This is a genomic window from Streptomyces sp. BA2, assembly GCF_009769735.1.
Classification (GTDB): Bacteria; Actinomycetota; Actinomycetes; order Streptomycetales; family Streptomycetaceae; genus Streptomyces.
On the sequence record NZ_WSRO01000002.1, the window covers coordinates 475,902 to 493,875 of the forward strand.

Genomic DNA, 17,974 nt, shown 5'->3' on the forward strand with positions numbered 1-17,974 from the left:
TACGGCCGTGTGTCGGCTGATCCGGGGGCTCGCGGCTCAGTGGTTGTTCTTGCCGTTGCCCAAGCGCCGGTATGCCGCTGAGGATGTGCGACAGCGGCTCGTCGCCCTTAGGAGCTGCTGTCCTCGTACGGGCCCAGAACCCTCAGGGTGTTGCTGCCCCGCTCGGTACAACCGTGTGGAGATCGAGCGTGCGAAGCCGCGCCCCACCTCTTCGCTCCCGAAGACGGAGGCGAGGCACAGCAGTTGACTCGCACCACCGCCATCCGCGGCACGGGCGCGGTCCCGGGCGGCGATAAATCGCCGGAGAGCGATGAGTTCCGCGCCCGGGCACGGTCTATATGTGCACACCGCGAACCGGAGGCACTCATGACCCTCGAAGCACTGCCGCCCGTCGTCGATGCCGAGACCTAGCAGCGCCAACTCGACGACCTGCGTGTCCGGGAGAAGGCCGCGACCCGGGAGCTCGACGCGATCGCCGCCCAGCGCCGCCGGATGCCGATGGTCGAGATGCCCGACTACACCTTGGAGGGTGAGGAGGGACCGGCCCGGCTGGCCGACATCTTCGACGGCAAGTCACAGCTGATCGTCTACAACCACATGTGGTTCCCCGGCAAGGAGTGGCAGTGCCCGGGCTGCACGGGGTTCACGTCGCAGTTCACCCGGCTGGAGTTCCTCGAGGCCTACGACGCCAGGTTCGTCATCGTCACGCACGGCCCGATCGACGAGGCCCTCGCGTACAAGCGGCGGGTCGGGAACAAGATGACCTGGTACTCCACCGCGAACAGCACATTCGGCACCGACGTGGGCGCGCCGCCCGGCGGTGGATTCGCGGTCAACGTCTTCCTGCGTGACGGCGACACCGTCCATCGCACCTGGCACACCAACGGCCGAGGCACCGAGCAGCTCAGTCACACCTTCGCGCTGATCGACCTGCTGCCCTACGGGCGGCAGGAGGAGTGGCAGGACTCCCCCGAGGACTGGCCGCAGTCCCCCACCTACAGCCGATGGGCCGGCTCCGAGGACATCGCCGCGCGCTACGGCCCGGAGGTGTCATCGGGGGGATCGTGAAGCCCCCTCTCGCTCAGCCGCCCACCCCGCTACTGACCGTCGGCGGCTGCCCCGGCGGGCGTGCTCCTGCGCTCGCGGCACGCCTTGCAGAACTCCAGGCACACCCAGATGCCCACGGCGCCGACGGTGGCGAGGACGGTGACGCCCACAATGAACGGGATAATCATGCGGTGAGCGTAACCTCCCGTCTTCCCGGAGTGGCCACCGCCGTCCCGTCCAGGCGTCCACCGGCCGGCCCCAGGCTGTCGTTGTCCGTCAGCCGAGCCGCTCGATGGCTTCGAGGACCTGGCGGGTGCCGTCCTCCCCGGCGAGGGCCCCGGCGGTGGCGTGGGCTCGGGCGCGCAGGACGGGGCTGTGGACGGCTGTGGTGATCGCCTGGGAGAGGCGTTCGGCGGTCAGGCGCTGGAAGCGCAGCGGACGCGGTGAGAGGCCCAGGGTGTGCAGGCGGGTGGCCCAGAAGTGCTGGTCCAGTTGTACGGGGACGGGGACCGCGGGGGCGCCGGCGCGCAGTCCGGCGGCGGTGGTGCCGGCGCCTGCGTGGTGGATGACGGCAGCTGTCTTGGGGAACAGCCAGGCGTGTGGGACTTCCTGGACGGTGATCAGGTCGTCGTTCTCGGCGTGCAGGCCGCTCCAGCCGGCCTGAATGATGCCGCGTACCTTCGCGCGGCGCAGTGCGTCGGCCAGCAGGGTGCTCAGCCGCTGGGAGTCGGCGGTGACGAAGCTGCCGAAGCCGGCGAACACCGGCGGCGGGCCTGCGTCGAGGAAGTCGAGGAGTCGTGGCTCGGGCTGCCAGTCGGGCGTGGTCTCGGGCCACCAGTAGCCGCCCACTTCGTGCCCTGCGGGCCAGTCCGCAGGGCGGGGGACGATCCGCGGGCTGAAGCCGTGCAGGACGGTACGCCCGCGCGGCAGGCTCATCGGGCCGCTGAATCTCCGGTGCGGCAGGCCCAGTTCGCGGCGCAGGGCGCTGACCGCGGGGGCGAAGATGGGGTCGCTGCCGACCCACAGGGCCCGGGCGGCAAGGCGGTTGCCGTGAGACCCGAAGGACCGGGCGCCGGTGATGGGCGGCGGGAAGGCGCCCGTGGGGTGCACTGGCTGGAGGTAGACCCCGATGCTCGGCAGGCGCAGTGCCTCGCCGAGCGCCGCGCACATGGGGTCGGTGACCGTGGAGCTCAGGACCACATCGGTGCCTTCTCGCACCGCATCCGCGACGCCGGCCGTAAGCCGGGGCATGAACGCCCGCGCCATACGCATCAATCGCGCCATGGCCACGGGTGGGCTCACCGCTCGGGCCAGGCCCTGGCCGTCCTGCGAGGCGAGTTCCTGCCGCGGGTCGACTGGCAGGGGCCTGAAGCCCAACCCGTGGGCGGTCACCGCCTGTTCGAAGCGTTCATGGGTGGCGAGGACCACCTCGTGGCCCGCCGCGCGCAGTCGCACGCCCAGTCCGGTGTAGGGGGCGACGTCGCCCCAGCTTCCCGCCGTCACGATCAGTACGCGCACCGTGTCAGGATGTCAGACCACGCGACCGTGCACCGGGCCCAGCGGACCTGAACTGCCGCGTGTCGGCGCGGCGTCCGTCTCACAGGACGGTGAAAGGCGGGCATCAACGTGAGTTGTGCCCCGAGCCACCGCGCCAGGCACCGTCACCCGGCCGTCCCTCGGCCGTCACCCGCCCGTCGACCGGCCGATCGCATATTGCGAGCCGACCGCAGTGAGCACCGCGTCAGCCAGTTCCTCGGGGGACCGCCCGACGTCAGCGGCGATGCGATCCAGGCCCAGTCTGTCGACGGCACCCCGCATGAGCACCTGGTAGCGCGCCGCGCGAGCCAGGAACTTCTCGATCAGGTGCCGTTCCTCGGCGGTGGCTTCCTTGTAACGGCCGGCCTCGTGCATCCGGGCGCGGAGAGTGGAGTCCTCCGCGGTGAGCCACACGGCGGCCGTGTGCGGGACCGTCAGCCTTGCGATGCGGTCGGGCCAGAGCGCCGACCCCTCCACGACCAGGCCCGCACCGACACGGCGTCCTGCCGCGTAATCCGTGATCAGGTCCTGAATGCCGGGCCACAGCCGCTCATAGTGATCCAGTACAGATGCGGTCAGCTCGTCCACCGTGAGCGCTCTGTAGTGCTCTGCGACGTGCGCGGACACTTCCCATTCCGGCGTCCGCCAAGGGCGCCCCGGGTGCCGGGCCAGTCCGTCGGTGGACAGATACTCGAACCCCATTCTGTCCGCCACTACTTGCGCGACGGTCGACTTCCCCACATGCGACGTCCCCCCGATCAGCACCACCCGCACACCAAGCATGACTGTGACCCTACTGAGCAAGCTCGTTCTTGCGCGCGAGGGAAGCTTCCTCGCCGAAGATGATGGACGATGGCGAGCCGGCGAGAGATCGGAGTGCGGGGCTGTGGCGACACGTCGGACAGTGATCAAGGCAGTGGGCGCGGGGGCGTTGGCGAGCGGTCTTTCCACGCCAGCCTCAGGCGCTCCCCGGGCGGCAAGAGCCGACGTACTGCTGGTGGTGGAGAAAAGCAGCCACGCGGTCAGCTTCTACGACGCCGAGTCGGGGCAGCTCCGCCAGACCGTCCGGCTGCCCGACTACCCGCATGAGATGGTCGTCGACTCGCGCAGACGATTCGCCTACGTCGGGCACTACGGGGTGCGCATGTCTTCCAGCGTCGGCGAGGGCGGCGCCGCCGTCTTCGTCATCGACCTGGCCGAGCGGTCCCTGGCCCGGACAATCGACACACGGCCCTTCAACCGCATCCACGGCATGGGCATCGACCATCACGACCGGCTGTACGCCTTGAGCGAGGAGAAGGCGGCTCTGCTCGGTTTCGACGATCCGTCCACCGACCCCGCGCCGACCAGAGCAGTGCCCACCCACGGGGTGAAGACCCACTTGTTCACGCTCAGCCGTGACGGCGAACGAGCCTATGTCACCGGGCTGTTGTCCCACACGGTGAGCCTTGTGCGCCCCCATGACGCCGCCGTCCCGCCTGTGCTGGTCACACCCGGTCAACTGCCCGAGAGCAGCTGTCTGAGCCGGGATGAGAAGACGCTGTTCGTCGGAGCCCGCAAGAGCGCCTCGCTGGTCGCCGTGGACACCCGCACCATGAAGGTACGGCGGACCAGGAAGACGGGCGGAGACCCGCTGCGGGTCTACACGCTCGATGACGAACGGCTGTTGGTGACGGACATCGTCGCCAACACCCTCGCCCTATGGAGCACCGACCTGCGGCCGATCCGTTCCCTTGGCCTCGACGGGACCCCGTCCGCGGTGACACTTCATCCGAGCAGGCCACTGGCGTATGTGTCGCTGTTGGGCACCAACCGGATCGCCGTCGTCGATCTGGACCGGTTCGCTGTGGTCGACGGCTTCGCCACCCAGCTGGAACCAGATGCCTCGGTGCTCCTGCCTGCTCCCTGAGGGGACCCCCGCGCCCTACCCGCGCCCAAAATGGCCGGGCGAACAGAGCAGCGGTTTTGCTAGCCTGATCGTTATGGCACGAGGTATCTGGTCGCAGAAGGTCCGCTCCGCCCGCTGACGGCGGCGCCTTCTCCCTGCTGAATTCGCCGCCGTTCCGGTTCCCGCCGGGCGGCCACTTCCTGCTGCCCGGCTCCACTGCGAGCTGCGGAGCATCCGTTGAACCTCACCCCCACCCCTGAAGCCATGTCCTTGCCCGTCGAGGCGGGCAGCAACGCGCACGTCCGCGCTCAGGGCCTCACCGTCACCCGCGGGTCCCGGCGTGTTCTGAACGACGTCTCGGTCACGCTCTCCGCCCGGTCACGCGTCGCCGTCGTGGGCGAGAACGGCCGGGGCAAGACGACGCTGCTGCACGTCCTGGCCGGACTGATCACGCCCGACGAGGGCACCGTGCACCGGGCAGGGACGATCGGCCTGGCCCGCCAGGAGCTGTCCGTGGGCGACGGGGAGACCGTCGGCACCCTGACGTCCCAGGCGCTGGCCGCGTCGCTCGCGGCCCTCGCCGCGCTGGACGAGGCGACCCTCGCCATGGCTGAGGGCGAGGTCGCTGCCGATGACCGCTATTCCGCCGCGCTCGACGCCGCCACCCGGCTCGACGCGTGGGATGCCGAACGCCGCGTCGACGTCGCCCTGGAGGCGCTTGGTGCGTGCACCGACCGCGATCGCCCCTTGTCGACGCTGTCGGTCGGGCAGCGCTACCGGGTCCGCCTCGCCTGCCTGCTCGGCGCGCGGCACGACATCCTGCTGCTCGACGAGCCGACCAACCACCTCGACGCCGACGGCCTCGACTTCCTGACCCGCAGGCTGCGCGAGCACGACGGTGGCCTCGCTGTCGTCAGCCACGACCGGGCACTGTTGCGCGACGTCGCGAACCGGTTCCTGGACCTCGACCCCTCCCGCGACGGGAAGCCGCGCCTGTACGCGGGCGGCTATGACGCCTGGCAGGGTGCCCGGCGCCGTGAGCGGGAGCGATGGGAGCAGGACCATGAGGAGCAGCAGGCCGAGCACCGGCGGCTGCAGGACGCCGTCTCGGCTGCCCGCGACCGGCTCTCCACCGGCTGGCGGCCGGACAAGGGGACCGGCAAGCACCAACGCCAGTCCCGCGCACCGGGCGTCGTACAGGCCTTCAAGCGGCAGCAGGACGCTCTGGAGGCGCACCGGATCGATGTGCCGCAGCCGCCGCCCCTGTTGCGGTGGCCGGATCTGGGTGTCCGGCCGGGCGCGCCGCAGTTGCGGGCACACGGCGTCGCGGTCGAGGGGCGTCTTGCCGGTCCGGTCGACCTCACTCTTGACGGCGGCGACCGGCTCCTTGTCACCGGCCTCAACGGCGCCGGGAAGTCCACGCTGCTCGCTGTTCTGTCCGGTGCGCTCGAGCCCACGCGCGGACACGTCCGTACGGCGAAGGGGGCCCGAGCGGTGCAGGTGACCCAGGAGACCGCCCAGCAGGACCCCGGCCTCACCGCCCGCGAGGTGCACGCCCGCCACGTGGGACGGCTGGTGGCCGCGGGCGTGATCCGCGACGCCGACGTCGTCCCGCTCGGCGGGCTCGGGCTGCTGGACTCCGACGCGCTGCGCACGCCGGTCGGGCGGATGTCGCAGGGCCAGCAGCGTCGTCTCGATCTGGCGCTGGCGCTGGCCGGGCGGCCCGGCCTGATCCTGCTCGACGAGCCGACCAACCATCTGTCGTCAACGCTGGTCGACGAGTTGACCGACGCGCTGTGCGACACGAGTGCCGCCCTTGTCGTCGCGACGCACGACCGGCAGCTTCGACGGGACCTCGCGCACTGGCCACGTCTGGAAGTGGGCGAACCCACCGGCCTGTACCGGGAGGACAGCGTCTAGCCGCTGTTGTGCGTTGGCCCCCCGCCGCCGGGACCCGGAGGCGGGGGGGCCAACGCACGATGCGCCCCCTGAATCGCTACAGCCAGTCATATGACGAGCACGTCGGGCCGGTGACGCAGCGTGGCCTGGATCGCCGATGCGCCCTCGTGCGCTTCGGCGAGCACGGTGATCTCGCCTTCGAGCGTCAGCGGTGCCGCGAGCGCCTTGCGGAGGAGGGCCTAGTCGTCGGCGAGCACCACGGTGGTCATCGGTCGTCCTCCCGCGCCGCGGAGGGCGGTGTCGTCACGGAGGAGTGATCCGCACCCGCGTGGCTGCCGCGTGGCGCAGGATGTTGGTCGTCGTCTCGCGGAGTACCTGTCCGAGCAGCCCATTGACTCTTTCGTCCACGTCGGCCTCGCGGTTGACGCGCACGCGGATCCCCGCGGCTTCGAAGAGGTTCTTCGTCCTCAACGCCTGGAACGGCGGCGTTCCCGTGGCCGAGTCCCTGCCACTCCTCCTGCCCACCCTGAGTTGGGTCATCATCTCCGTGGCGCTGGCCTCCCGCCTCTTCCGCTGGGAACCGCACCGGTGACGACATCGTTTCGTAGCCGCTCACGCTGTAGCCGATATGAAGCCCAGCGCCTACGCGTCCCGATACCGGTCCCGGATCTCGGGGAGTTGGTGGAAGCCGGCCGACCTGTAGGTGGCCACCGCGCCCGCGTTCGAGCTCGGCGCGCAGACGATCGCGCTCGACGAGCCCATCTCCTGGAGTGCGGCCGCGGCGGCGATGGTGATCGCCTTGCCGTAACCGTGACCGCGGTGTTCCCGGTGGACGCCCATCGGCTCGAGCAGTCCGGGCCTCCCCGGACCGGCCGACCACACCGTCACCGCCGCCACCGCCTCGCCCTGTCCGTCGTACGCGACCAGACAACGGGCCTCGGCGTACGGCAATCCGGCCGCCGTCGCGTGCCAGTGCTCGTCGGTGAACGTCGACCCGTCGAACGAGGCCCGCTGTACGGCGGCCCGGACATGCGCCTGCTCGGGCCCGGTCACCTCGATCCGCACGCCTGGGTCCCGCACCGGCTCCGTCAGGTCGCGGCGCAGCGGCGTCCACGGCTCGTCGGCGTTCCAGCCGGCCTCGAACAGCAGGTCTTGGACCAGTGCGTCCATCGGTGCCTCGATGCTCGCCTTCCCCTCGGGCAGTACGCCGCGCTCCGGCTGGGTCACGTCTTCCACCAACTGCCGCGCCAGCTCCTCGTCCCACCGGGCGTCCGGCGCGATCGTCAGCCGCAAAAGGCCGGGACCGTCCAGCAGCCCGACGGCGAGCATCCGTCCGTCACGGCTCCACGTCCTGACCGCCGCGGCCGTCGCCTCCGCACCGAACCGCCAGAACCAGCCCAGGTCCCCCGGATGCAGTTGCATCGGCGCCCCGTCGTACTGCCACTCCCGCAGCACGCCCACAGCCTCGCCCAGCCCGTCAACTCCCGGCCCGCTCAACACAATCGCCATGCCCCGATCACACCTCACCGCACCGGCCGCCCGCACCTGGTTTCCGGCCGGCGGGCGAGATGCCGGTCAACTCGTCGGCCGTTCGATCTCCTGCCAGCGGCGGTCGGAGCAGGCCGGGCCGGCGAAGCTGCGGTGATCCGCGCTCAGCCGACGTGCAGAACCCGGAAGCGGTCGGGTTCCGCCGGATCTCGGTCAACGACCTGGATAGGCGTCCGAGCCCATTGCCAAACGCTGATGCCCGGCGTGCGGGAGAACGTGATCTGCCCCCGGGTGCCATCGACTTCGACGCGCGGCCAGGATTCGGCGGTGCGCGCACGGTCGCCGCCGTGAGAACGCATCGCAGCGGCGAGGACGGCGACCGAGTCGTAGCCCTCGAAGGCGACGAAGAAGGGCCCTTCGCCCAGCCGCTCGCGGAGGGTTGTCTCGACTCGTGCCCCGAGTGGGCCGAGGCGCTCGGGCAGGTAGCGCAAGAACGGGATCGCGGCGCCGTCGTCGCCCAGCAGCTTCGCCCATTCGGCGAACTCCGGTTGTCCGGCCGGAGCACCGATCAGGATCTCGGCGAGACGCTGGTCGTGACGGACGGACTTGACGATCGGCACGGCCGGTTCCGGGTGGCCTACCAGCAGAAGGAGGGCTGTCGCACCACGGTCGACGAGCTCGTCGCACATGGCCGTGGGGCTGAGCGCGCTCATGTCGAGTTCGATGACGGTGCCGCCGCGTGGAGCGAGGTAGTCCCGCAGAATGCGGGTCCCAGATGCCCAGTAGACAGTCGACTGGGTTGCCACGGCGATTCGGCTGTGCCCCGCGGCGAGGAGAAAGTCCGCGTAGACCTGCCAGCCGCGGGACTGCGGCGGGGAGAGGCGCGCGACCCAGTCCGTCGGCTGTTCGGTGAGCGCGTCGAGAACGGCCGACGAGCAGAGGAAGGGCAGACCGATGGCGTCGGCCCTGCCTGCGGCGGCACGAGCGACGACGCTGTGATACTCCCCCACCACGGCAGCCACGCCCAGGCCTGCCAGTTCATCTACGGCTGCCGCGGCCCTCTGCGGATCAGCCGCCGTGTCTCGGACCACGAGTTCAAGTGGCTTTCCGTCGATGCCTCCGGCGTCATTGACTTCGCGAACGCCCAGCTCGAGTCCGGCGAGCAAGTGTTGGCCTGCCTCGACCCAGCCAGGCCGAGTCAGCGGAACGAGAGCGCCGATCCGGACGGATGATCCGCCGGTCGGCTCCACCCCAGGTATCGACGGTGGCGGTGGTGGCGTTGGCGGTGGCGTACTCATGCGTTGGCGTCTCCCGTGTGGCGATTCGGCTGCGGTTGGCCCGGATCGCTGAGTGGCAAGACCCGTTGATGCGCGTTCATCTCATCTCGCCGCGGCGGGCGCACCTGGGTGATCATGCCGGACATTGCAGCCGCCTCCATCGTCGGGAGGCAACCGATTTCCTCAGATCCATGACCTCGCGCCTCGGCGGGGCGGCTCGGTCACATACCGGCGAGTGAGCAACCAGATCGCATGCGCGCCCCGACGCTGACTGTGACGCTAAGGCTGAGGTTGAGGGTTCCGTCGAGACATCCGTGCCCGATCACTCGATGTGACCATGCGTCACCACTCCAGAGCTCGACACCACACACCCATGCGGTCGCATCCGCGTCACTACGCCGCCTTCAGTTCACCCGCCAGCTCAGCCAGGCTCTCCACCCGCCAATCGAAGGTGTCCGTATTCCTCGGCGGATCACCCACCGGCCGCTGAACATAGGCCGTTCGCATCCCCACCGCCTGAGCTCCCCTCAGATCCCACGCATGCGCGGCGACCATCAGCACTCGCTCGGCCGGACACCCCGCCGCGTCGATCGCCAGCTGGTAGGCCTCCGGCGCGGGCTTGTAGGCCCGTACCTCCTCGCCGGACAACGCCTGATGCCAGCGCAGCCCCGCGTACGCGTTCAGCCGCAGCAGCGCCCCGCGACTCGCATGGGAGAGCCCCAGCACAGGAAACCGCCCCGCAAGACGCGCGAGACCGGCAACGGAATCGCCCCAAGGCCTCAGGCGCCGCGATGCCCCGGCCAGCCGTCCGATGGCCACCGGATCACTCAACCCGGCGCACTCGGCCACGCGCTCAGCCGCCTCCCGCTCGATGACCTCACTGTTCACATACGCCCGGGCCCCCTCCCCGATGCGCCGCTGCTCACGCTCGACGTGCTCCCGCCAGACCTCGAGCAGACCCTCCACAGCCATCCCGCCGGACGACCGGTCGCCGGACGCGGACACCGCCTCCGCCAGGGCCGCACGCAGTCCGCCGGACTCGTCGACCATCGTCCCCAGCACGTCGAAGACGACCACCTCGACCTCCAGATCGCCATCGCCATCGCCATCGGCATTGGCATTGGCATTGGCATTGGCATTGGCATCGCCCGTCCCGGACATTCATCCACTCCCCATCACGTCACCGGTTCAACTGGTGACGAGTCTTGCCGCACATCGCGTCACCGGTCAAGATGGTGACGTGCACTTCGCCTTCGTGAGCGGTCACCCCGCCCTGGACCTGGTCGCCACCGTGGAATCCCGCCGCGACCGGCCCCGTGACCTCCTGGCCACCCCCGCCGACCTCGAACAGTGGGTCATGGCCTGCGACGAGCTCCCCGACCGGGTCACAGCCGACAGCCCGGCGCTCACCCGTACCCATCAACTCCGCGAGGCCGTCCACCAGCTCGCCCTCGACCGCATGCAAGGCCGCAGCTACGAGCCGGCCGGCCTGGACGTCCTCAACAACGCCGCCGCCGGGCCGCTTCCCGCGCTCCACCTCAGCGACGCGGGCATCCGCCGGACAGGAGACCTGGCCTCCGCTCTCACCCACATCGCCCGCGGCGCGATCACCCTGCTCGCCGACCCCGACACCTGCCTCAAGGAATGTGGCCGCCCGAGCTGCACCCGCCTGTACCTCGACCGCTCCCGCGGGACGCGACGTACCTGGTGCGGCATGCAGGCCTGCGGCAACCGCGTCAAAGCCGCCGCCTACCGGGCCCGCAAGCACGCCACTCCATGATCCGCGGAGCGGCCGTACTACCCTTCCAGCGTGACGAACCCAACCGATGCCCCCCAAGGCCCGCGTCCGGCCAACCAGGGGCGGCGGGTCGCGGCACGCAATCGCGCCGCCCTCATCGCGGCAGCCCGCGAAGTGTTCGCCGAGGAGGGTCTGGACGCGCCGCTGTCGGCCGTCGCGCGCCGCGCCGGGGTGGGACAGGGCAGCCTCTACCGGCACTTCGCCGACCGGGTCGCGCTGGCCTCCGCCGTCCTGGACGAGAACGTCCAGCACATCGAACAGGCCGCGGACGAACCCGACGCGAGCCTGGCGAGCGTCCTGGGCGTGGTCACCTGGCATCTGACCCGGTCGACGGCGTTCGTCGACCTGTTGCGCATCCGCGGCGCACGGGGCGACGGAGAGCAGGCCAGGGCGCTGGCCGCGCGCGTCCACAGCGTCCTTTCCCGGTGCCTGCCCGCGGGTCATCGGCTGTCCGCCGACGACGTCATGCTCGCCGTCGCGATGGTCTCCGGGGCCGTCACCGGGCCCACCCCTACCGAGCGGGAGCGTCGTGCTCTGGCGGCTTGGCGGCTGCTCGGCATCGAGGTGGGGCCGTTGCGGCCCGTCGAGACCGCCGTGGACGTGTGACCGTCAGCCGCCGTTGGACTGGCGGATGCCCTTGCCGAGCGCGGTGAACCGGAAGACGTAACCGCCGTCGGGGCCGCTGACGGTCATGTAGGCCTTCGTGCCGCCCGGGGTGATGGCGACGTTGGTAGCCGACTCGAGACCCTTGGCGGCCTTCGCGGGGACTTCGACAGTGGCCAGCCGTTCCCCCTCGGGGCTGTAGACGGCCATGGCCGGTCGGCCGTGCAGCCCCTGGTAGAGGTTGCCGTCGGCGTCCACGGCTATGGAGTCGGTCTGGGCCACGCCGGCGTCGACGTGAATGGCCTCGTGCTGCGAGGTCACGGCGGTCTTGTCCGCGGCGAGCAGCAGGTAGGAGACGGTGTTCTCGGCGAGTTCACTGATCCACAAGCCGTGCAGCTCGGGATCGAACATCACGCCGTTGGGGTGGGCGAGCCCGTCGGCCAGGGCCGTGGTCTTTCCGCCGTCGCGGTCGATGCGCACGATGCGGCCCTCGGCCTTGCCCGGCTTCATGCCGTGCAGGTCGCTGACGTACAGATTGCCCTCGTCATCGAAGGCGAGGTCGTCGAGGTTCATGGCGGAACCGTCGACCTCGCCGGAGAAGAATGTGCGCGGGTCCGAGCCGTCCGGCTCCGTGCTGACCACGGATCCGGTGTAGTCGGTGAGGTAGAGGCGGCCGTCGTACGGGCTGATCTGCGCGGAGGTGTAAGCACCAGTCCTGTCGGTGTAGACGCCCTTGTGCTCTCCGGTGGTCAGGTCGACGGAGATGACCTTGGGTTCGCCGGGCGGCGCGGTGACGTCCACGACGTACAGGTCGCCGTTCTCGTCCAGGACCGGGCCCTCCAGCAAAGTCCTGCCGGTGGCCTCGTGCGGGTCGGTCACGTGCGCGATCTGTGTGGCGCGGATGGTCCTTCCCTCACCGGACGGCGCGGGGCGCGAGGCCGGGGCGGCGGAGGTCTGGGTGCCGCATCCGGTCAGGACCAACAGGCCGCCGGTGGCCAGAGCCGCCAGGGTGGCGCGGGGGCGGCGGTGGGATGTGCGGTGGGCGGTCATGCGGTGGGGTGCTCCTTCCTGTCGCCCGGGCGGCCCGGACGTGGTGACGTGCAGGAGGTGACGTGCAGGAGGCGTACGTTCGGGCCGTGGGGCATGGGCCGGAGTGAGCGGCGGGCAAGGGCTGGCCGGCCGGACCGTGGTTCAGGCGGCCGACCAGCACTGCCGACCGTGAGCATGAAGCCCGGCGTACCCAGCGGGCGCACCCCGACCGAACCCGTGGTACGGGCGGCCGACCAGCACTGCCGACCGTGAGCCTGAGGCCCAGCGGGCGCACCCCGACCGAACCGTGGTCAGGCAGCCGACAAGCACTGCCGACGGCGAGCATGAAGCCCGACGTACCCAGCGGGCGCACCCCGACCGGACCACGGTCAGGCAGCCGACAAGCACTGCCGACCGCGGGCATGAAGCCCGACGTACCCAGCGGGCGCACCCCGACCGGACCACGGTCAAGCGGCCCACCAGCACTGCCGACCGCGGGCATGAAGCCCGACGTGCCCAGCGGGGGGGCGAAAGCCGGCCAGTGGTCAGGCGGTCGACCAGCCGCCGTCGGAGGGCAGGATGGCGCCGTTGATGTTCACCGCGTCCTTGCTGAGCAGGAACGTGATCGAGGCAGCCAGTTCCTCGGCCATGGCGAGGCGCGGGATCGCCACACGCATCTTCGCCGTGCGGGCCGAGCCGAACGGGGCGGCGGCAGGCATCGCGATGCCGGTGGCGACCGCGCCGGGGGCAACGGCGTTGATCTGCACGCCCGTTCCCGCGTACTGATAGGCCGACGACACCGTCAGGCCGACCAGCGCGTGCTTCGAGGTCGTATAGGCGGCTCCGGCCGCCGAGCCGCGAAGGGCCGCCTCGGAGACGACGTTGACGATCCGGCCGCCGCCCGCGGCGAGCATGCCGGGCACGACGGCGCGCATGAGGCGCATCGGTCCTTCGACGTTGATGCGCAGGACGCGTTCCCAGGTCGTGTCGTCGACTTCGTGCACGGCGGCGTCGTTGTCCATCACGCCCGCGACATTCGCCAGGGCGTCCACGCGGCCGGCCGCGGCGGCCAGGACCGCGTCGGCGGACGCGGGTTCGGTGATGTCCGCGGTGACGGGCACGAGTGCCTCGCCCAGGTCGGCGGCCAGAGCAGCGAGGCCGTCGGCGGATATGTCGACGGCGACGACGCGGCCGCCCTCGCGCACGATGCGGGAGGCGACGGCCCTGCCGATGCCGGATGCGGCTCCGGTGACGATGACGCTCTGCCCGCCGAAGCGGCCGGGCGTGACCTGCTCGGTCCACGGCTCGGGGGCGCCGATCTCGACACCCGGGTCGGTCTCCGCGACCGCGGCAGCGTCGGTGCCGGTGCCGGTGCCGGTGTCGGCCAGCAGGCCGTGTGGGATCTGCCCTGTCTCGGCCGCGGTGACCAGGGTGTCCATGAGCTCCGCAGGGAACTTCCCGCCGGACATCTGCACAAGCTGCTCCAGCGGCAGGCCGAGAGCGGGGGCTAGAGCCTCTTCGCTCTGTCCCTGGGAGGCGAGGAATCCACGCAGGACTTGTCCGGCGGTGGGCTCCGCCAGCCAGTCGCGCAGCGGGGAGGCGGGGGTGATGTTCGGCATCGCTGACCTTTCAAGTAGCCGTCAAGTCGGGGCGCTCGGGCGGACCGTGTGGGGGGGCGACTCCAACCGGACAACACTGTCCGGTTCCTGGGTTACGGTACCTGTGACGCTCGGGGCGCCCCGGCGAGGGCACCGATCACGCCACCGATCACGCCCACGCGGCGCCCGACGCCCCTCCCCCACGAGCGGCGCCCGAAGCACGTTCCCCCCCCCCCCCCCCCCACGAGAGGACCTCGCACCATGCCCCTGCCGCAGCGCGCCACGGAGCAGCCCACCCCGCAGGAGATCGCCGCCCTGCGCGAGCGCTACCGCCTCGAGCGGGAACGTCGCGTACGCCCCGAGGGAACGGGCCAGTACCGGTCCGCGGAGGCGGAGTTCGGATACTTCGCCGACGACCCGTACACCGGCGAGGTGGCGGAGCGCGAGCCGCTGCACGACGTGGTCGACGTCGCGATCGTCGGTGGCGGGTTCGGCGGGATCCTGGCGGGCGCGCGCCTGCGCCGGCAGGGCGTGGCGAAGGTGCGCGTCGTCGAGAAGGGCGGCGACTTCGGCGGCACCTGGTACTGGAACCGCTACCCCGGCATCCACTGCGACGTCGAGTCGCACGTCTACCTGCCGCTCCTTGACGAGACCGGCTACGTACCCGAGTGGAAGTACGCCCCTGGGGAGGAGATCCGTCGCCACGCGGTGCGTATCGCCGAGCAGTTCGGCCTGTACGAGCACGCCCTGTTCTCCACCGCTGTCACCTCCCTGACCTGGGATGAGACGGTCGAGCAGTGGGTGGTCAGCACTGACCGGGGCGACGAGTTCCGGGCCACCTACGTCATCACCGCGACCGGCACGCTCTCGGAGCCCAAGCTGCCGGGCATACCCGGCATCGAGGACTACCGGGGTCACACCTTCCACACCTCGCGCTGGGATTACGCGTACACCGGAGGCAGTCCCGACGGCGGCATGAAGGGCCTGGCCGGCAAGAGCGTCGGCGTCGTCGGCACCGGTGCCACCGGCGTGCAGGTCATCCCGATGCTGGCCGAGGACGCCGGTCACTTGTACGTCTTCCAGCGCACCCCCTCCGCCGTGGACGTACGTGGTCAGCAGCGGATGACGCCGCGACAGGTCGGAGCGGACCGGGCGGGCTGGGCTGCCGAGCGCCGCGAGAACTTCCTGCGCATCTGCTCCGGAGAGGACGCCGAGCAGGACCTGGTCGCCGATCGCTGGACGGAGTCGGCCGGGCTCCTCGAAAAGCTCCTGCCCAGCTTCCGCCGCCACGGCGAGCCGGACTTCGAGGCCGCCTACGAGGCCGCCGACCACGCGACGATGAACCAGATCCGTGCACGCGTGGCCGCCGAAGTCACCGATACCGCCACCGCCGCGGCCCTCACGCCCTGGTACCGCTACGCGTGCAAGCGCCCCACGTTCTCCGACACGTACCTGCCCGCGTTCAACCGCGACAACGTCACCCTGGTCGACACGGCCGACACCCACGGCATCGAGCGCATGACCGAGCACGGCGTCGTCGTGGGCGGTGTGGAGTACGAGGTCGACTGTCTGGTGTTCGCCACCGGGTTCTCCGTCGGTCTCTCCGGCATCACCTCCGGGAAGCTGCCGGTGACCGGCCGCGACGGCATCCAGCTCCTGAGCACGCTGAAGGAGCGGGGTCCGCGCACTTTGCACGGTTTCACCAGCAACGGGTTCCCGAACTTGATCCGGATGGGCTCACTGCAGAACGCCAGCAGCGTGAACTTCACGCACATCCTGGACGAGCAAGCCGTGCACGCCGCCGCCCTGGTCGCCGCAGCGGAGGAGAAGGGCGCCGTCGTGGAGCCCGCCCCCGAGGTCGAGGACGCCTGGACCGATGTCTGCGCGCAGGGCGCCCCCGACCACGCGTGGTTCCACGCCGAGTGCACCCCCGGCTACTACAACGGCGAGGGCCGCGGCCGCCCGAACGGCCCCACGGCTTACCCGCACGGCGCCGTCGCCTTCCACGAACTGCTGCGGCGCTGGCGCGAGGAGAACATGGGCGAGGCTCTCCGGGCCAGGGCCGCCGCCTCGGTCACCCGCGGCTGATTCTCTGCGTTTGCCGGTCTCTCTTGATCAGCCTAATTTTGCGGCGACACGGCTTTTCCTCAGGCAAGAGGAGAAAAGCTTCATGGTGAAAGGCCTTCCGCACAGAACGCCCCGGCGGCCCCGGGGGCCGGAGGCGGAACCGACGCGCTCATCGCGGTCGGCGACCGACCGTATGGCGCGCACGTTGCTGCGTCGCCGGAAGAAGGCGCTCAGTGCCGAGGACGTGATGGTCTCGGACCGCCCGAAGGTGCGGCGCGCGGTGACGGCCGCCGCCCTCGGGAACACCATGGAGTGGTTCGACTTCGGCGTCTACGCCTATTTGGCGGGCACGATCGGAAAGGTCTTCTTTCCGTCCAGCTCGCCCGGGGCCCAGGTCGTCGCCACCTTCGCCACGTTCGCCGCGGCCTTTCTCGTTCGCCCGTTGGGCGGCCTCGTGTTCGGGCCGCTGGGCGACCGCATCGGACGGCAGAAGGTGCTCGCGGCGACCATGATCATGATGGCTGCGAGCACCTTCGCCGTCGGCCTGCTGCCCTCGTACGCCTCCATCGGATTCGCCGCGCCCTTGCTGCTCCTCGTATGCCGACTGGTCCAGGGCTTCTCCACGGGCGGCGAGTACGCCGGCGCCACCACCTACATCGCCGAGTACGCCCCCGATCAGCGCCGCGGCTTCCTGGGCAGCTGGCTCGACTTCGGGACCTTCGTGGGCTACTCCCTTGGCTCGGGCCTGGTGACGGTCCTCACGCTGACCCTCGGGTCGGACGGCCTGGAGAGCTGGGGCTGGCGCATCCCCTTCTTCATCGCAGGGCCGCTCGGGCTCATCGGCCTCTACATGCGGCTGAAACTGGAGGAGACGCCCGCCTTCCAGCAGGAGGCGGCCTCCGCCGCGGCGGAGCGTGAGGCTGGTCCCGCGAGCGGCGAGGACGATCCCGTCGAGCAGGCTCGCCAGTCCGGCAAGGGACGGCTCAAGGAGATCTTCACCCGCCACTGGCAGGCGGTGCTGATCTGCATGGGCCTTGTGCTGCTCTACAACGTCACGAACTACATGGTGACGTCGTACCTCCCCACGTTCATGACGGTGACCTTGGGCGAAAGCGACACGACGGCTCAGTTGCTGGTGCTCGGCACCATGCTGCTGGTCGCTCTCGCCATCACCACAGTGGGCCGCAGCTCCGACCGGTGGGGCAGACGCCCGATGTTCATGGGCGGCAGCATCGCGCTGATCGCACTCGCCATCCCGGCGTTCCTGTTGATCCGGGAGGGCGGCATCCTCCTGCCCGCGTTCGGCTGTGCCGTCCTCGGCCTGCTTCTGGTCTGCTTCGCGGGCACGGCCGCGGCGACACTGCCGGCCCTGTTCCCCACCCGTCTGCGGTACGGCGCGCTGTCGATCGCCTACAACATCTCCGTCTCCCTCTTCGGCGGCACCACCCCCTTGCTCGCCTCCTTCCTGGTCGAAAAGACCGGCAACACGCTGGTGCCGGCCTTCTACTTGATGGTGGCCGGAGCGATCGGCCTGATCTCGACGTTCTTCCTGCACGAGACAGCAGGGCGGCCGCTGCGCGGCTCCGGCCCCATGGTCGAGACGCACGACGAGGCCCGCGAGATGGTGGCGCGCAGCCGCTCGGAGGCGGGGCGCCACGCACGCGACGTGTGGCTGCGGTTGTGGCATCCACGCGGCGGCGGACGCGGCAACTCCACGAAGCCCCGCAAGCGCGGAGACTGACGC

Annotated in this window: 16 protein-coding genes and 1 pseudogene; 8 read left to right on the top strand and 9 right to left on the bottom strand. The window is 70.6% G+C overall.

Annotated elements, in window-relative coordinates; genetic code table 11:
- Nucleotides 1–366 precede the first annotated feature (366 nt).
- A pseudogene (locus E5671_RS04910) lies at nucleotides 367–1,068 on the top strand (DUF899 domain-containing protein).
- Between the two features lie 29 nt (nucleotides 1,069–1,097).
- Here E5671_RS04910 and E5671_RS04915 read toward each other — a convergent pair.
- The 3 genes from E5671_RS04915 to E5671_RS04925 all read right to left on the bottom strand — a co-directional run bounded on the left by E5671_RS04915 (nucleotide 1,098) and on the right by E5671_RS04925 (nucleotide 3,366).
- Nucleotides 1,098–1,235 carry a hypothetical protein gene (locus tag E5671_RS04915; RefSeq protein WP_160502615.1) on the bottom strand — a complete coding sequence of 46 codons (138 nt, stop codon included), beginning with the start codon at nucleotides 1,233–1,235 and terminating at the stop codon, nucleotides 1,098–1,100.
- Nucleotides 1,236–1,323: 88 nt separating this feature from the next.
- Entirely contained in the window at nucleotides 1,324–2,565 is a 1,242-nt protein-coding gene (locus tag E5671_RS04920) for a glycosyltransferase (RefSeq protein ID WP_336605667.1), read from the bottom strand.
- A gap of 165 nt (nucleotides 2,566–2,730) precedes the next feature.
- Complete coding sequence (locus tag E5671_RS04925) at nucleotides 2,731–3,366, bottom strand: AAA family ATPase (RefSeq protein ID WP_202121015.1); 636 nt, start codon at nucleotides 3,364–3,366, stop codon at nucleotides 2,731–2,733.
- Nucleotides 3,367–3,583: 217 nt separating this feature from the next.
- On the opposite strand from E5671_RS04925, the gene E5671_RS04930 reads away from it, so the two are divergent.
- The 3 genes from E5671_RS04930 to E5671_RS47715 all read left to right on the top strand — a co-directional run bounded on the left by E5671_RS04930 (nucleotide 3,584) and on the right by E5671_RS47715 (nucleotide 6,687).
- Complete coding sequence (locus E5671_RS04930; protein WP_336605668.1) at nucleotides 3,584–4,492, top strand: YncE family protein; 909 nt, start codon at nucleotides 3,584–3,586, stop codon at nucleotides 4,490–4,492.
- 243 nt (nucleotides 4,493–4,735) lie between these two features.
- The gene (locus tag E5671_RS04935; RefSeq protein WP_237330104.1) at nucleotides 4,736–6,391 is read left to right on the top strand and encodes an ABC-F family ATP-binding cassette domain-containing protein; all 1,656 of its coding nucleotides are present in this window, start codon (nucleotides 4,736–4,738) and stop codon (nucleotides 6,389–6,391) included.
- A 59-nt stretch (nucleotides 6,392–6,450) separates the two neighbouring features.
- Nucleotides 6,451–6,687: a hypothetical protein gene (locus E5671_RS47715; RefSeq protein ID WP_202121016.1), complete on the top strand. Its 237-nt coding sequence runs from the start codon at nucleotides 6,451–6,453 to the stop codon at nucleotides 6,685–6,687.
- Here E5671_RS47715 and E5671_RS46050 read toward each other — a convergent pair.
- The 4 genes from E5671_RS46050 to E5671_RS04965 all read right to left on the bottom strand — a co-directional run bounded on the left by E5671_RS46050 (nucleotide 6,674) and on the right by E5671_RS04965 (nucleotide 10,296).
- Complete coding sequence (locus E5671_RS46050; protein ID WP_237330105.1) at nucleotides 6,674–6,910, bottom strand: hypothetical protein; 237 nt, start codon at nucleotides 6,908–6,910, stop codon at nucleotides 6,674–6,676. The genes E5671_RS47715 and E5671_RS46050 overlap by 14 nt on opposite strands.
- Nucleotides 6,911–7,012: 102 nt before the next feature.
- A complete protein-coding gene (locus tag E5671_RS04955) occupies nucleotides 7,013–7,879 on the bottom strand; it encodes a GNAT family N-acetyltransferase (protein ID WP_160502618.1) in 867 nt (288 codons plus the stop codon).
- 143 nt (nucleotides 7,880–8,022) lie between these two features.
- Nucleotides 8,023–9,156: an ABC transporter substrate-binding protein gene (locus E5671_RS04960; RefSeq protein ID WP_160502619.1), complete on the bottom strand. Its 1,134-nt coding sequence runs from the start codon at nucleotides 9,154–9,156 to the stop codon at nucleotides 8,023–8,025.
- 372 nt (nucleotides 9,157–9,528) lie between these two features.
- Nucleotides 9,529–10,296, bottom strand: coding sequence for a haloacid dehalogenase type II (locus E5671_RS04965; RefSeq protein WP_160502620.1), 768 nt, complete (start codon nucleotides 10,294–10,296; stop codon nucleotides 9,529–9,531).
- Nucleotides 10,297–10,375: 79 nt separating this feature from the next.
- Here E5671_RS04965 and E5671_RS04970 point away from each other — a divergent pair, with 79 nt between their 5' ends.
- Both E5671_RS04970 and E5671_RS04975 read left to right on the top strand, forming a co-directional pair.
- Nucleotides 10,376–10,915, top strand: coding sequence for an ABATE domain-containing protein (locus E5671_RS04970; RefSeq protein WP_160502621.1), 540 nt, complete (start codon nucleotides 10,376–10,378; stop codon nucleotides 10,913–10,915).
- A gap of 30 nt (nucleotides 10,916–10,945) precedes the next feature.
- A complete protein-coding gene (locus E5671_RS04975; RefSeq protein ID WP_160502622.1) occupies nucleotides 10,946–11,539 on the top strand; it encodes a TetR family transcriptional regulator in 594 nt (197 codons plus the stop codon).
- Nucleotides 11,540–11,542: 3 nt separating this feature from the next.
- Here the strand turns inward: E5671_RS04975 and E5671_RS04980 are convergent, their stop codons facing one another.
- Nucleotides 11,543–12,586, bottom strand: a complete 1,044-nt coding sequence (locus tag E5671_RS04980) for an SMP-30/gluconolactonase/LRE family protein (protein WP_160502623.1) — start codon at nucleotides 12,584–12,586, stop codon at nucleotides 11,543–11,545.
- Between the two features lie 524 nt (nucleotides 12,587–13,110).
- Nucleotides 13,111–14,184: an SDR family NAD(P)-dependent oxidoreductase gene (locus E5671_RS04985; RefSeq protein ID WP_160502624.1), complete on the bottom strand. Its 1,074-nt coding sequence runs from the start codon at nucleotides 14,182–14,184 to the stop codon at nucleotides 13,111–13,113.
- Between the two features lie 240 nt (nucleotides 14,185–14,424).
- Between E5671_RS04985 and E5671_RS04990 the strand changes: the two genes are divergently transcribed.
- Complete coding sequence (locus tag E5671_RS04990) at nucleotides 14,425–16,251, top strand: flavin-containing monooxygenase (protein WP_160502625.1); 1,827 nt, start codon at nucleotides 14,425–14,427, stop codon at nucleotides 16,249–16,251.
- 172 nt (nucleotides 16,252–16,423) lie between these two features.
- Complete coding sequence (proP, locus tag E5671_RS04995) at nucleotides 16,424–17,971, top strand: glycine betaine/L-proline transporter ProP (RefSeq protein WP_202121017.1); 1,548 nt, start codon at nucleotides 16,424–16,426, stop codon at nucleotides 17,969–17,971.
- Nucleotides 17,972–17,974: the final 3 nt, after the last annotated feature.

Coding starts and splice junctions, on each gene's coding strand:
- E5671_RS04915 (WP_160502615.1), bottom strand. CDS start 1,235: ATGATTATCCCGTTCATTGTGGGCGTCACCGTCCTCGCCACCGTCGGC.
- E5671_RS04925 (WP_202121015.1), bottom strand. CDS start 3,366: ATGCTTGGTGTGCGGGTGGTGCTGATCGGGGGGACGTCGCATGTGGGG.
- E5671_RS04935 (WP_237330104.1), top strand. CDS start 4,736: ATGTCCTTGCCCGTCGAGGCGGGCAGCAACGCGCACGTCCGCGCTCAG.
- E5671_RS47715 (WP_202121016.1), top strand. CDS start 6,451: ATGCGCCCCCTGAATCGCTACAGCCAGTCATATGACGAGCACGTCGGG.
- E5671_RS46050 (WP_237330105.1), bottom strand. CDS start 6,910: ATGACCCAACTCAGGGTGGGCAGGAGGAGTGGCAGGGACTCGGCCACG.
- E5671_RS04955 (WP_160502618.1), bottom strand. CDS start 7,879: ATGGCGATTGTGTTGAGCGGGCCGGGAGTTGACGGGCTGGGCGAGGCT.
- E5671_RS04960 (WP_160502619.1), bottom strand. CDS start 9,156: ATGAGTACGCCACCGCCAACGCCACCACCGCCACCGTCGATACCTGGG.
- E5671_RS04965 (WP_160502620.1), bottom strand. CDS start 10,296: ATGTCCGGGACGGGCGATGCCAATGCCAATGCCAATGCCAATGCCAAT.
- E5671_RS04980 (WP_160502623.1), bottom strand. CDS start 12,586: ATGACCGCCCACCGCACATCCCACCGCCGCCCCCGCGCCACCCTGGCG.
- E5671_RS04985 (WP_160502624.1), bottom strand. CDS start 14,184: ATGCCGAACATCACCCCCGCCTCCCCGCTGCGCGACTGGCTGGCGGAG.
- E5671_RS04990 (WP_160502625.1), top strand. CDS start 14,425: ATGCCCCTGCCGCAGCGCGCCACGGAGCAGCCCACCCCGCAGGAGATC.
- proP (WP_202121017.1), top strand. CDS start 16,424: ATGGCGCGCACGTTGCTGCGTCGCCGGAAGAAGGCGCTCAGTGCCGAG.